Raw genomic sequence first — 13,578 nt, forward strand, 5'->3', positions numbered from 1 at the left:
TCTCCCTTAACTCGCGCTCGGCTTGCCATCACGACCTTGCAGATTGCGGTGCAGGATAGCGTGGAACTCCTCGGCAAAATCTTCGTATTTGCCAAGTAAGCGAGAAGATGTGTTCGACAAACGGTTATAGAAAATAACCGCCGGGATAGCCGCAAAAAGACCCATTGCGGTAGCGATAAGCGCTTCAGCGATCCAGGGCGCTACTGTCGCGAGTGTGGCTTGCTGTGTCAGCGACAGCGCTTGGAACGACCCCATAATGCCCCACACCGTACCGAACAGACCGATATAGGGGCTTGCAGAAGCAACGGTAGCCAGAAACACTAGATGCTGGGTTAAGCGATCTTCTTCCCGTGACCAAGCGACACGCATGCTACGCTGAACCCCTTCCAAAACGGTGTCCGCATGGCGGGTTTTCGGCATTAAGCGATTAAATTCCCGGAAGCCTGCTTGAAAGATATGCTCGGCACCATGACGCGGATCGTCAGTGGGGATTTCCCGATAGAGCTCATTTAAGTCGACACCCGACCAAAAGGACTCCTCAAATTGGTTGTACTCTTGCTTGGCACGGCGCAATGCAATGCTGCGCTGGAAAATCACCACCCAAGAGAGGATCGACCCCACCAACAGTAGCAACATCACCAGCTGCACCACGGTGCTGGCATTCATTATCAAGTGGGGAATGGACATGGTGTTATCGTTCACAGGTGCCCTCATCAATCTATTAGGGTCGGTATTGCCGACGCAGTGAATGACCTCTTGGTTAAGAGGCCGGTATCAAAATATTCAGCGATGCTGGCCATGCTTTAGGTCGCATACGCTCGACACTCAAGCAGGCTATCTCGACTGTGGCGGAGCAGAGGAGTTCCTCATCACGCCAAACTTGCTGTTCAAATGTCATTCTACAGCGCCCCATCTCTGTGACATGGGCACTGATTTCCAACGCGTCATCCAAACAAGCGGGTTTCGCGTAGTGACAGGCCAAGCGGTATACCACTAGCTGAGTGCCTTCGTCTAGCAGCGTTTGCTGATTAAGGCCTAATTGGCGTAGCCATTCGCTGCGGGCACGCTCCATAAACTTCAAGTAGTTAACGTAGTAGACAATGCCGCCGGCGTCAGTATCTTCCATATAAACGCGCAACGGTAAGCGATACCCTTTTTCTGCAATCGCACTCAAGGACGGCGCTCCCCTTCCATATCGGTCGCTTGTTCATGGGGCACTCGTTCAAAGTGCAGCCATGCTTGGCGGGTAACCACACGACCGCGAGGAGTGCGCATAATCAAGCCTTGCTGAATTAGATAGGGCTCGATCACATCTTCAATGGTATCGCGCTCTTCACTGATGGCCGCCGCGAGTGAATCGATTCCCACTGGCCCACCATCAAATTTATCGATCATCGCCAACAGTAGCCGCCGGTCCATATGATCCAACCCGTGATGATCCACGTTGAGCATATTCAGTGCGGCATCCGCCATGGCGACATCGACAACGCCGTTACCCTTCATTTCGGCGTAATCACGCACCCGGCGTAATAGTCGATTGGCGATACGCGGCGTACCTCTTGAGCGCTTAGCCACTTCAACCGCACCTTCATGGCTGGTTTTAACGCCCATTAAGCGTGCAGACCGCGAAACAATTTCGGTCAGCTCTTCAAGGTTATAAAACTCTAGCCGTTGAACGATACCGAACCGGTCGCGCAGTGGCGAGGTTAACAACCCTGCTCGTGTGGTTGCGCCCACCAGGGTAAAACGGGGCAAATCCAGCTTGATTGAGCGTGCAGCGGGGCCTTCGCCAATCATAATATCCAGCTGAAAATCTTCCATGGCCGGATAGAGCACTTCTTCGACGACAGGAGAAAGGCGGTGAATTTCATCGATGAATAGTACGTCGCCAGGCTCTAAATTAGTCAGCATGGCCGCGAGATCTCCCGCCCGTTCCAATACCGGGCCGGAAGTCGATTTCATCCCCACTCCCATCTCGGTCGCAATAATGTGCGCAAGGGTCGTTTTACCTAGCCCTGGAGGGCCAAATACCAGGGTGTGATCCAGGCTCTCTTCGCGCAGCCTTGCGGCGCCGATAAAAATTTCCAGCTGTTCACGCACACGGGGCTGGCCAATATAGTCATCCAACCGCTTAGGGCGAATAGCGTAATCAATGCGCCCCTCTCCCTGTTCAGGTTCAGCGGCGATCAGCCGATCGTGTTCTAGCATAGGTGCTCTTCTTTATGACGTTGCAAATGCAGTGTTTAGCCAAATCTAGCGCGGTTAAAAGCCACAAGCTTAGCTATTCATACGCTGAGTCAGGGCGGCTTTAATCAAAGCCTCGGTTGATTGATTGGGGTCGATATCGGCGAGCATTTTCGATGCCTCAGTCAATTTATACCCCAGGCTTACTAATGCGGCTTCTGCATCGGCAAGGCTATCGCGAGCAGATGCTCGACCATTAGCGGCCTCAAGAGGTAGTAGCGCATTGCTACCGTCTTCCCACTCAGGGAAACGATCGCGCATTTCAATGATTAGACGCTCAGCCGTTTTCTTGCCCACCCCAGGCAAGGTGGTCAGTGCTTTGCTATCGTCGTCACGCACGCAGCGCATAAAGGCGTCTTCATCCATCCCTGATAAAATCGCCAACGCAAGCTTAGGCCCTACACCGTTGACTTTAATCAAGGCTCGAAATAAAGCGCGCTCATGCTCTCTACCAAAACCATACAGTAAATGGGCATCGTCACGAATAGTGAGGTGGGTAAACAGAGAAACACTTTCACCAACGGCAGGAAGTGCCACCAGCGTATTCATTGACGTTTCCAGCTCATAACCTACGCCATGAACGTCAATCACAATCCAGGGGGGTTGCTTTGCCAGTAACTGGCCACTTAAACGTCCAATCATAACGTCGCTCGCGCTGGTGTTAAAAACAGTTGGGTGTAAACACTACGGTGAAAACAGTTGTTTACTATAAAGCGACTCTGTACAGGTGACCAGTAGTTCGGCTTATTTACAGCCGCCAGCGCCCCGTAGAGCGACGACGCCCCCGAGATGGTGCGGCTGGCAAGCCATTGCAGCTATAAGCATGCGTTAACGCAATGGCTAACGCATCGGCGGCATCGGCCTGAGGCGTCGCGGATAGTTGCAGAATAGCCGTCACCATATGCTGCACCTGCTCTTTATCCGCCCCGCCCTGGCCAGTCACCGCTTGCTTGATCTGCCGCGCAGCGTATTCGGCAAGGCTTAAACCATGATTCGCCATACATACCAACGCCGCACCACGGGCCTGGCCCAACTTCAATGCTGAATCAGGATTTTTAGCCATAAATACCCGCTCGATGGCCACTTGAGAGGGGCTATGCAAACCGACAACTTCGCTGAGGCCCGCATAGATTTGCGCCAAGCGCTGCTCTAATGCCCCGTCTGCCGTGCGAATACAGCCACTTGCCACGTAGGATGTTTTCACACCGACCACGTCGATTACCCCATAACCTGTCACACGCGACCCGGGATCAATGCCCAGGATACGAACAGGGTTGGCAGGCTTTTTCTCATCCATGTCGTCGAAACTCGTTGGGCTTTATACAAAAACACCGACGCCGGGGCGTCGGTGTTAGGCAGCCAAACAACCGGTTTATTCGGCGGCTGTTTCCGCTTTGGCTTTTTGGCGCAGGCGGATGTTTAAATCTTTCAACTGCTCAGGGCTGACCTCGCCCGGCGCATTAGTCATTAAACAAGCAGCGCTTTGGGTTTTCGGGAAAGCAATCACTTCACGAATGGTTTTAGCACCTACCATCAGCATGACCAACCGATCCAAACCAAAGGCTAAGCCGCCATGGGGTGGCGCGCCGTACTGCAACGCATCCAGCAAGAAGCCGAATTTCTCTTGGGCTTCTTCTTCACCAATACCCAGAATTTCAAATACGGTGCTTTGCATGGTTTGGTCGTGGATACGAATAGATCCGCCGCCCAGCTCTGTACCGTTGAGCACCATATCGTAAGCGCGTGAAAGCGCATTTGCAGGGTCTGCCTTCAGCTCTTCCGGTGTGCAGGAAGGCGCCGTGAAGGGGTGGTGCAGCGGGCTTAAGCGACCGTTGTCGTCGGCTTCAAACATCGGGAAGTCGACCACCCATAGCGGTGCCCACTCCTGGGTGTAGAGCTCAAGGTCAGCACCGAGCTTCACGCGCAGCGCGCCAATCGCTTCGTTAACGATGCGGGCTTTATCGGCGCCGAAGAAGATGATGTCGCCATCTTCCGCGCCCACGCGGTCGAGCAACTCTTCAACGATGTTTTCCATAAACTTGACGATCGGCGACTGCAGACCCTCAAGCCCTTTGGCGCGCTCGTTGACCTTGATCCATGCCAAACCTTTGGCGCCGTAAATGCCAACAAACTTGGTGTATTCATCGATCTCTTTGCGCGACAACTTGGCACCGCCGGGGACTTTTAATGCCGCGACGCGACCATCGTCCGCACTCGCGGGACCGGAGAAGACTTTGAAATCGACCTGCTGCATAAGGTCGTCAACATCGGTCAGCTCGAGCGGAATACGTAGATCCGGCTTATCAGAACCGAATCGATCCATCGCTTCCTGCCAAGTCATGCGCGGGAATTCAGGCAACTCGACCTTAAGCACTTCCTGAAACAACTGACGAATCATGGCTTCAGTAATGCCCATGATGTCGTTCTCTTCCACAAATGACGCCTCGATATCAATCTGGGTGAACTCAGGCTGACGGTCGGCGCGCAAATCTTCATCGCGGAAGCACTTGGCAATCTGGTAGTAGCGATCAAAGCCCGCCACCATCAATAGCTGTTTGAACAGCTGCGGCGACTGGGGCAGCGCAAAGAAGCTACCCGCATGGGTACGGCTAGGCACTAGGTAATCACGGGCGCCTTCGGGGGTGGCTCGAGTGAGTACCGGTGTTTCGATATCCAGAAAGCCCTGGTTTTCGAGGTATGCACGGACGTTGTGCGAAATACGCGAACGCAGGCGCAGCTTTTCAATCATATCCGGACGACGCAGGTCGATGTAGCGATGCTTAAGACGCACCTCCTCACCCACTTTGCCATGCTCATCCAGCTGGAAAGGCGGGGTAATCGCCGTATTAAGTACTTCGACGTCTTTCGCCAGCACTTCAATCATGCCTGTTGGCATGTTGGGGTTTTGAGTACCTTCAGGGCGCAGCCGAACGCGTCCAGTGATGCGCAGGACATACTCACTGCGGGCACGGTCGGCAGTGGCGAACGCCTCGGCGGTATCGGGGTCGACCACGAATTGAGCGATGCCGTCGCGATCGCGCATATCGAGGAAAATTACCCCACCGTGGTCACGGCGGCGATGAACCCATCCGCATACCGTAACCGTTTGATCCACCAAAGTTTCGTTTAGCTGGCCGCAATAATGGCTGCGCATGTCAAATCCTGTTCTGTTTCGTGGCAATTAATTTGTCGCGGGCGTCCCGACCCTGACCACCGCAGCTACGCTGCGGCGCCTTTGTCACTGGGAGTAGCGCTCTTAGCGGTAGCACTGGTATCGCTTGATTTAGCGGTATCTGGCGAGGCAGTTTTGCCGTCAGCGACCAGGTTCTTTTTGCTACCCGTTTTGAAATCGGTTTCATACCAACCGCCACCGGCCAAGCGGAAACCCGCTGCCGAGACCAGTCGTTCCAAGCCATCGCTTTGGCATGCTGGGCAATCCTTGAGAGGATCAGCGCTTATTTTTTGCAATTTTTCCAGACGATGGCCGCAGGCCTTGCACTCATATTCATAGATGGGCATGTTAATGGCTCCTAAAAAGCTCAACCCTGACAGACTCAGCTCTGACATACTCAGTCATAAAAGACTAAGTGCTGAAAGAAAAGATTGGTGGCGAAACAAACGCTGCCAGGCTGCCAATATGTGGCCAGTCGGGATAAATTCCAAGGCTGCGGTTGATAAAGCGCCGCCATTATACCCTTTTGTGACCCCTACCGAGCAAGGTTATGCAGCCTTCGGTAACTATTGGAGAGAATAAAATGCCTTATGCCGTGATATTAGACGCACAGAGCCTAGGCCCTGAGATCAATTTAAGCGCTATTAAAGAGTCGGTCTCACACCTTGAGGTGTTTGAGCAAAGCACAACCCAGCAAGCGCAGGAGCGTTTGATCGATGCAGATATCGCCATCGTTAATAAGGTGGTGCTGAATGCAGAGACACTACGGCAATTGCCCAAGCTGCGCTTGATCTGTGTGCTGGCAACAGGCCTCAATAACATCGATATGGAGACCGCCAAGGCTCAAGGCATCCAGGTTAAGAACGTTGCGGCTTACGGTACTGCCAGCGTTTCACAGCACACGTTAATGTTGATGCTTGCATTAGCTAATCGTTTGCCCCGCTATCAGCGTGATGTGGCCGCAGGCGAATGGCAGCGTAGCGCTTTTTTCTGCTTGCAGGATTACCCGACCCTGCAGCTGTCCGGCAAGCGGTTAATCATGGTGGGTCAAGGCGAGTTAGGCAGTGAAGTAGCACGCTTGGCAGAGGCTTTTGGAATGCAAGTGACGTTTGCTGCACGCCCAGGAAATGAGGCTAATGATGAGCGTCCTGCGCTGGATGAGCTACTTCCCGATGCGGACGTGATCAGCTTGCACTGCCCTCTTAGTGAAGCTACCAAGCATTTAATAAATCGAGAGCGCTTATCTCGCGCTAAGCCTTCACTGCTGTTGGTCAACTGCGCCCGAGGAGAGGTTATCGATGAAGATGCCGCACTAGAAGCGCTACGCAATGGAAAGCTAGGCGGACTGGGCGTGGATGTGCTGCCCGCGGAACCGCCCCGAGATGGACATGCACTGCTGGATGCCCTTAACGAGTCGCTTAACTTAATCGTTACGCCTCACAACGCCTGGATCACGCCGGAAGCTCGCCAGAATATTGTTAGCCTGACGGCTAACAATATCCGTGAATGGAAAGACGCAAAATAGTACCTTGCCAATACTCTATGATTCTCAATAGGGCCTTTACTGGCCCTATTGGGTGCTAAAGTGGCTAGGCACGCGACCATTATCGAGCACATCGAGCTCAACGTGAGTGACGTGAGCCCCCTCTGAGCCCTGCCATAGCCACTCGGTTAATAGTTTGACCGCGTCTGTATGCCCGCACATAAGCACCTCGACGCGTCCATCGGGTAGGTTTTTAGCGTAACCGGTAATGCTATGTTGAAGCGCTTTCTCTTGCGCAGCGCGGCGATACCAGACGCCCTGGACCTTACCTGTCACTAAGGCGCGTACACAGCAAGTAGCCATACTCTCACTCCTCCCTACCAGCAAATTACATGTATTCGTGCTTGATCAGCACCGCGCTATTACGCGGGATCAATGCGCGTCCACGGCGCAACAACAATGATCTAGTGAATGCTGCCCCAAATAGCAGTATCAGAGAACTGTAGTAAACCCATAGCAAAATCATTACCACTGACCCTGCAGCGCCGTAGGTTGAAGCGGTGGCGGTATACGCCAGATAAATCGCAATGACACTGCGGCCTAGGGTAAATAATACGGCGGTAACAACCGCGCCAATAAGCACGTCCTGCCAGCGCAGCACAACGTCAGGAAGCACTTTAAAAATGGTGGCGAATAGCAAGGTAACCACACCCAGCGAGATTAGCGACTCAACCGACGTTGTTAACAAGCTGGCATAGGGAACTAAGTTATCGGCAGCTTGAAGCATTCCGCGCAGCACGACCCCCATTACCAATGAGACTAATAATATAAATCCAATGGAGAGCACCACCGTTAGCGACAGCAAGCGATTTTTAATAAACAGAAATACGCTGTTAGAGGTAGGCTTAGCCGTTACGCCCCAAATGGTATTCAGTGAGAACTGCATTTGGGCGAACACGGTTGTCGCACCAATCACCAGCGCGCCAACGCCTAATATGGTTGGCAGAATACCTGACTCTTCAATTCTTGATTGTGCGACGGCCTCTTGGATAGCCAGTGCCGCGTCCACGCCTAATGTACCCTGCAACTGAGCAACAATTTGACCTTGAGCCGCTTCTTCCCCCATAACAACGCCGATCACGGTGACCGCAATGATGATCGTTGGTGCCAGTGAGAAAAGCGTGTAAAACGCCAGTGAGCCAGCATAGCTAAAGGCATTACGTTCTAACCATAGAGCGGTCGCGTCTTGGGTTACCTTCCACCAAAAGTTAGCTGCACGTTTAATCATATCCACTCCCTGGTTCATTGGTATTGAGCTGTTTTTTCTAGCATACCTAACCCCAGCGTTTAGCGCAGTTTTCTGGTACGTTGCATCTCTCATCTCACCAAACCAAAAAGGAAGCTTGGATGGCCACCGATATTGCGCGTTCAGAGTCCGCCTGCGACTTCGACTGTTTGGTGTTTATTGGTCGCTTTCAACCTCCTCACCTCGGGCATCTAGCGATTATTCGTGAAGCGCTCAAACGCGCACGCCAAGTGATCGTATTGGTTGGCTCATCCTGGCAGGCGCGCTCGTTACGCAATCCGTGGCGATTTGATGAGCGTCAAGCCATGCTTCGCGCGGGATTTGATGAGGCAGACAACCAACGTTTAGAAATAACGCCCCTACTCGATGCCCTCTACAATGACGACGTTTGGGTACGGGACGTGCAGCGCAAAGTGCGTGATTTAGCCGCGCCCGCGAATGCTCGTCTTCCACGCATTGGCTTAATTGGAGCCAGCCGAGGGCAGTCAAGCTACTACCTTTCGTTATTCCCCCAGTGGGAGTCGGTTAGCGTGCCTTCGGTCGAGGGGATTTCAGCCAGCCAGATTCGTGAGCGCTTGTTTCGTTCGCCGAGCTCAACGGATGACTATTTGAGCACCGGCGCATACCACGACCTCCCCCCCGGTGTGGTCGACAGTGTAAAAAAGTTCTGTCAGGTCAGCGCCTACCAGCAACTCTTGGAAGAGCAGCAATTATTGGATCAGTACCGCAAGGCGTGGGCTCAAGCGCCCTATCCGCCTATTTTTGTTACGGTGAATGCGGTAGTGGTGCAGTCAGGTCATGTTCTATTGGTTCGGCGGACAGCGGCACCGGGCAAAGGACTTTACGCCCTCCCCGGGGGATTTATTAATCCTCATGAACGTTTGCTGGATGCCTGTTTACGAGAGTTGCGCGAACGCCTGCGATTAAAAGTCCCGGAACCCGTTCTTAAAGGATCTCTACGTGGCCAGCGGCTGTTTGATGAACCTCACCGCAGTTGGCGTGGCCGCACATTGGCGGAAGCTTTCTACTTTGCACTGCGCCCAGATCAACAGCTGCCTCGCCTCAAGCCAGTTAAAGGCGGAGACCATGCACGTTGGGTGGCGCTTGCCGACCTTGAGCCTGAGAGCCTTTTTGAAGACCACTTTTTTATCATACAAAACTTTTTGGGCCTACCCGCGGACTTCGGCAGTAGCTAAAGCACTTCGCTGCCGGGTCAGAGTTATGCTTGCAGAAAATCCCGCGGCAGTTTCATCATTTGTCGCCACAGCCGCTCTACACCCGGCTTATGCACCATAGAGCAGCGGTATAGACGAATCTCCAAGGGAATATCCCAACTCTGGTCACTCGCCCTGACTAAACGGCCGCTTTTTAGCTCTTCACGAATACAAAAATCGGGTATCCAAGCCACACCGACGCCTTGCAATACCATGCCTTTTAAGCCTTCGGCCATGGCTGTTTCGTACACTGTGCGGAGTTTCATTCGTAGCGGGTCATTTTTTAGCAGCATACGTACACTGCGGCCTAAAAAAGCCCCCTGGGTATAAGAAAGATAAGGAATTGAAGTGTCGTGCTGAAGTGAAAATTTGGGCTTTCCCTGCACATCAGGGAGTGAAACGGGCAACATATTGACCTTACCAATCGAGAAGGAGGGAAATACCTCCGCATCCAACTGCATAGTGGCAAAGGGGTCGTAATAGGCGAGCATTAGATCGCAGTTCCCCTCCCGCAGCACATGGATCGCCTCTCCTACGTTCATGGCCACCAAACGCGTTGGCAACTCGCCCAAGCCCTGCTGCAAACGAGATATCCAGGGGGGATAAAAACTCAATGCAAGTGAGTGTGCCGCCACGATATCGAGCGCCTCATTGGCGATAGATAGGCCCCGCAGATGGCTAAGCGATTCGTTTAGTTGCTCGACCAGGTTGCGTGCCGTTACTAAAAACAGCTGCCCTTCTGGCGTCAGCCCTACGGGAGTGGTAGATCGATCTACAAGGGTCACATCAACAGCTTGTTCCAACGCCCTTATACGGCGACTGAAAGCCGGCTGTGTAACGTGCCGTTGCCGCGCTGATGCGGAGAAACTACGTGTGTTGGCGAGCGCTACAAAGTCCTCTAGCCATTTTGTTTCAAGATTCACCCGGTGACTCCTTGTCTCACCCATCGTGCTCGCATAGTGATTTCTCTTTTGCACTCAACAAATTATTGAACCGGTGCCATTAGGTAAGCAGCACGTGAGACGACTTTCATCCACACAGAGCGTTGATTGATTTCATCGATGCTCACCCTGCGGCATTGTGCAAAGTCATTTTCCAGCATTACTTCTACGTCAGCAGCAAAGTCATGGCTTGGTATAAAGGCGGTTATTTCAAAATTTAACCGAAACGAACGATTATCCAGATTTACTGTTCCCACCGTTGCCGCTTCACTATCTACCAGCATTACTTTTTGATGTAAAAAGCCAGGAAGATAACGGTATATTTTTACACCTGCCCTTATCATGTCAGGTAGAAACGAGAACGCTGATAGAAAAACCAATAAATGATCTGGGCGCTCAGGAATCATGACACGCACATCGACACCCCGCATAGCGGCAAGGCGGAGCGCATCCTGAACACCCTGGTCAGGCACAAAATAGGGGCTTGTCACCCACAGGCGCTGTTTTGCACTATGAATTACCTGCTGTACGAGCAGACTGGCCGTGTCTTGGCGATCGGCGGGGCCAGACGGCACGATGACGACATGATGGTCGGTAGATGCGGACGTCTCTGCCATCCAGTTAAGGCTAATCACCTCATCGGTAGCCCAGTGCCAATCTTCCCAGAATGCTTCCTGCAGGCCCAGCACACTTGGCCCTTGTAACTTGAGATGAGTGTCCCTCCAGGCACCATGGCGCGGATCCTCGCCTAAATATTCGACCCCGACATTGAAGCCGCCTACCCACCCCTGCTTGCCATCAATAACCGTTACCTTGCGGTGATTGCGGAAATTAAGCTGGAAGCGATGCTTGAAGCCCCGAGAAGAGCGAAAAGCACTTACCGCAACCCCGTCACTGATCAGTTCGTTGAGGTAGCCATCGCTCAACTTGCGGCTACCTACTTCATCGTAAAGAAAATAGACCCGCACCCCGCGCTGGGCGGCACGTTGCAGATGATGCTTCAAGCGTTGTCCCAGCGCATCGCTGCGGACAATAAAAAACTGTATCAACACATAGTGCTGGGCACTATCAATACCGGCAAAAAGGCTCTCAAACGTCGCTTGCCCGTCAATAAGCAGCGTTGCGTGGTTGCCGTGGGTCAATGGCATCATGGCAAGTTGTTCAACTGCCTGGATATCCGCATTGCTGGAGGGCGCCACAAAAGGCTCCACATTGGCTCTATAACGCACCAGCACCCGGCGTAGTACGGTGTCACGCTGCCCTCGGGCCGATACATAGCCATAAAAACGCGGCCGGCCAAAGAACCAGTACGCGGGAAGAGCAACGTAGGGAAAGGTAAGCAGCGATATGATCCACGCCACCGCCCCCTGAGAGGTCCGGCTGGACATAAGCGCCATAATGGCTGACACAATGCCCATCAGGTGTATCAATAAGATGCCCGTCCCTAGCAACCAGGAGGTCATAATACATCCTCATAAAACAAGGGCCTCGCCGTCAGCGAAGCCCTTATGCACTTAAAAACTTATGCGTTCATAGCCTAATCAACCTTACCATTGTGTCACGCCGATTGAACAATAATCTCTTTCCATTTGGCAGGCCCCGTTTGATGAACCGAAGTGCCTTTACTATCAACAGCAACGGTCACCGGCATATCTTCGACCTCGAATTCATAGATCGCCTCCATGCCCAAGTCTTCAAACCCAACAATCCGTGATTTCTTGATCGCCTGGGCAACCAAGTAAGCAGCCCCTCCCACGGCCATGAGGTAGACCGCCTCATTATCGCGAATAGCATCAATGGCCATCTGGCCGCGCTCGGCCTTGCCTACCATCCCTAGCAGGCCAGTCTCTTCCAGCATGGTGCGGGTAAACTTATCCATGCGAGTAGCGGTGGTCGGACCTGCAGGACCAACGACTTCATCACCAATGGGATCAACCGGGCCAACGTAGTAGATAAAGCGGCCTCGCATATCCACGGGCAGCGGCTCACCCTTGGCCAGCATATCCACCATGCGCTTGTGGGCAGCATCGCGGCCGGTTAACAGCTTGCCGTTCAGAAGCAAGGTATCACCAGGTTGCCAGGTTTTGACTTCAGCAGGTGTCACCGTATCAAGATTGACACGCTTGACGTTCTCGCCCGCCTCACGGGTGATTTCCGGCCAATCTTCGAGCTTAGGTGCTTCAAGCGTCGCAGGGCCTGAGCCATCCAGGGTGAAGTGGACATGACGCGTCGCCGCGCAGTTGGGAATAATCGCGACGGGCTTGTTAGCGGCATGGGTCGGGTAGTCTTTGACCTTGATATCCAGCACGGTGGTCAAACCGCCTAGGCCTTGGGCTCCGATACCACTCTTGTTGACCTTATCGAACAGTTCTAACCGCAGCTCTTCGGCACGGTTGCTGGGGCCGCGAGCTTGCAGGTCCTGAATATCAATAGGATCCAGCAGCGCTTCTTTGGCAATCAACATGGCCTTTTCGGCGGTGCCGCCGATACCAATCCCCAGCATACCGGGCGGACACCAGCCAGCGCCCATCTTGGGTAACTGTTCCATCACCCAATCAACCACGCTATCGGAGGGGTTGAGCATGGCGAACTTGGATTTTGCCTCGCTGCCACCACCCTTCGCGGCCACGTGAATATCGACACTGTCGCCAGGCACAATCGAGTGGTGAATAATCGCCGGCGTGTTGTCTTTGGTGTTGGCCCGTTTGCCATCAGGATCCGCCAGCACAGAGGCACGCAGGATATTATCTGGCAGCAAATACGCGCGACGCACACCTTCGTTGATCATGTCGTCCAGGCTCATGTCCGCTTCCCAGGTGACATTCATGCCCACGTGAACAAACACGGTGACGATGCCGGTATCCTGGCAAATAGGGCGATGCCCGGTGGCGCACATGCGCGAGTTAATCAAAATCTGTGCGATAGCGTCTTTAGCGGCAGGGTTCTCTTCACGCTCGTAGGCCGCGGCCATCGCATCAATAAAATCTTTAGGGTGGTAATAAGAGATGTACTGCAGAGCATCGGCAACGCTTTGGATAACATCGTCCTGGCGAATCACGGTCATGAACTAACTGCTCCTAGGTTATCGTCTAGTCTGCGGCTTTCTTCCGCCAGTGCGGAGTTGGCCGTCTAAGCGTTAGATAAGTATACCGTATTGCCCGTTCTGCGGCAGCACTCCCCCGCTGAGAACTGATTACTTCGAGATAAATTGATCCGTG

Annotated in this window: 14 protein-coding genes; 2 read left to right on the forward strand and 12 right to left on the reverse strand. The window is 53.2% G+C overall.

What is annotated here, in order from left to right:
* Nucleotides 1–6: 6 nt before the first annotated feature.
* The 7 genes from tolQ to MLE19_RS17915 all read right to left on the reverse strand — a co-directional run bounded on the left by tolQ (nt 7) and on the right by MLE19_RS17915 (nt 5,763).
* Entirely contained in the window at nt 7–702 is a 696-nt protein-coding gene (tolQ, locus tag MLE19_RS17885; protein ID WP_240719490.1) for a protein TolQ, read from the reverse strand.
* Nucleotides 703–760: 58 nt separating this feature from the next.
* Nucleotides 761–1,174 carry a tol-pal system-associated acyl-CoA thioesterase gene (ybgC, locus tag MLE19_RS17890; protein WP_276322492.1) on the reverse strand — a complete coding sequence of 138 codons (414 nt, stop codon included), beginning with the start codon at nt 1,172–1,174 and terminating at the stop codon, nt 761–763.
* Nucleotides 1,171–2,208, reverse strand: a complete 1,038-nt coding sequence (gene ruvB / locus MLE19_RS17895) for a Holliday junction branch migration DNA helicase RuvB (protein ID WP_240719491.1) — start codon at nt 2,206–2,208, stop codon at nt 1,171–1,173. The genes ybgC and ruvB overlap by 4 nt, the downstream gene beginning before the upstream one ends.
* Before the next feature lie 69 nt (nt 2,209–2,277).
* The gene (gene ruvA / locus MLE19_RS17900) at nt 2,278–2,886 is read right to left on the reverse strand and encodes a Holliday junction branch migration protein RuvA (RefSeq protein ID WP_240719492.1); all 609 of its coding nucleotides are present in this window, start codon (nt 2,884–2,886) and stop codon (nt 2,278–2,280) included.
* 106 nt (nt 2,887–2,992) lie between these two features.
* On the reverse strand, nt 2,993–3,541 hold the full coding sequence (gene ruvC, locus MLE19_RS17905; protein WP_240719493.1) for a crossover junction endodeoxyribonuclease RuvC: 549 nt from the start codon (nt 3,539–3,541) through the stop codon (nt 2,993–2,995).
* Nucleotides 3,542–3,616: 75 nt separating this feature from the next.
* Nucleotides 3,617–5,398 (reverse strand): aspartate--tRNA ligase, encoded by a 1,782-nt coding sequence (aspS, locus tag MLE19_RS17910; protein WP_240719494.1) that lies wholly within the window; start codon nt 5,396–5,398, stop codon nt 3,617–3,619.
* A 65-nt stretch (nt 5,399–5,463) separates the two neighbouring features.
* Nucleotides 5,464–5,763 carry an FmdB family zinc ribbon protein gene (locus MLE19_RS17915; protein ID WP_240719495.1) on the reverse strand — a complete coding sequence of 100 codons (300 nt, stop codon included), beginning with the start codon at nt 5,761–5,763 and terminating at the stop codon, nt 5,464–5,466.
* A 236-nt stretch (nt 5,764–5,999) separates the two neighbouring features.
* On the opposite strand from MLE19_RS17915, the gene MLE19_RS17920 reads away from it, so the two are divergent.
* Nucleotides 6,000–6,941 (forward strand): D-2-hydroxyacid dehydrogenase, encoded by a 942-nt coding sequence (locus tag MLE19_RS17920; RefSeq protein WP_240719496.1) that lies wholly within the window; start codon nt 6,000–6,002, stop codon nt 6,939–6,941.
* A 45-nt stretch (nt 6,942–6,986) separates the two neighbouring features.
* Here the strand turns inward: MLE19_RS17920 and MLE19_RS17925 are convergent, their stop codons facing one another.
* Together MLE19_RS17925 and MLE19_RS17930 are read right to left on the reverse strand one after the other, a co-directional pair.
* The gene (locus tag MLE19_RS17925) at nt 6,987–7,262 is read right to left on the reverse strand and encodes an acylphosphatase (RefSeq protein WP_240719497.1); all 276 of its coding nucleotides are present in this window, start codon (nt 7,260–7,262) and stop codon (nt 6,987–6,989) included.
* A gap of 25 nt (nt 7,263–7,287) precedes the next feature.
* On the reverse strand, nt 7,288–8,187 hold the full coding sequence (locus MLE19_RS17930) for a YihY/virulence factor BrkB family protein (protein ID WP_240719498.1): 900 nt from the start codon (nt 8,185–8,187) through the stop codon (nt 7,288–7,290).
* A 119-nt stretch (nt 8,188–8,306) separates the two neighbouring features.
* On the opposite strand from MLE19_RS17930, the gene MLE19_RS17935 reads away from it, so the two are divergent.
* Nucleotides 8,307–9,401, forward strand: a complete 1,095-nt coding sequence (locus MLE19_RS17935) for a bifunctional nicotinamide-nucleotide adenylyltransferase/Nudix hydroxylase (protein ID WP_240719499.1) — start codon at nt 8,307–8,309, stop codon at nt 9,399–9,401.
* Between the two features lie 23 nt (nt 9,402–9,424).
* Here the strand turns inward: MLE19_RS17935 and MLE19_RS17940 are convergent, their stop codons facing one another.
* The 3 genes from MLE19_RS17940 to MLE19_RS17950 all read right to left on the reverse strand — a co-directional run bounded on the left by MLE19_RS17940 (nt 9,425) and on the right by MLE19_RS17950 (nt 13,424).
* The gene (locus MLE19_RS17940) at nt 9,425–10,342 is read right to left on the reverse strand and encodes a LysR substrate-binding domain-containing protein (protein WP_240719500.1); all 918 of its coding nucleotides are present in this window, start codon (nt 10,340–10,342) and stop codon (nt 9,425–9,427) included.
* Nucleotides 10,343–10,404: 62 nt separating this feature from the next.
* A complete protein-coding gene (gene cls / locus MLE19_RS17945; RefSeq protein ID WP_240719501.1) occupies nt 10,405–11,823 on the reverse strand; it encodes a cardiolipin synthase in 1,419 nt (472 codons plus the stop codon).
* Between the two features lie 95 nt (nt 11,824–11,918).
* Nucleotides 11,919–13,424, reverse strand: a complete 1,506-nt coding sequence (locus MLE19_RS17950) for a fumarate hydratase (RefSeq protein WP_240719502.1) — start codon at nt 13,422–13,424, stop codon at nt 11,919–11,921.
* Nucleotides 13,425–13,578: the final 154 nt, after the last annotated feature.

It is taken from the genome of Vreelandella neptunia, assembly GCF_022489065.1.
Lineage (GTDB): Bacteria > Pseudomonadota > Gammaproteobacteria > Pseudomonadales > Halomonadaceae > Vreelandella > Vreelandella neptunia_A.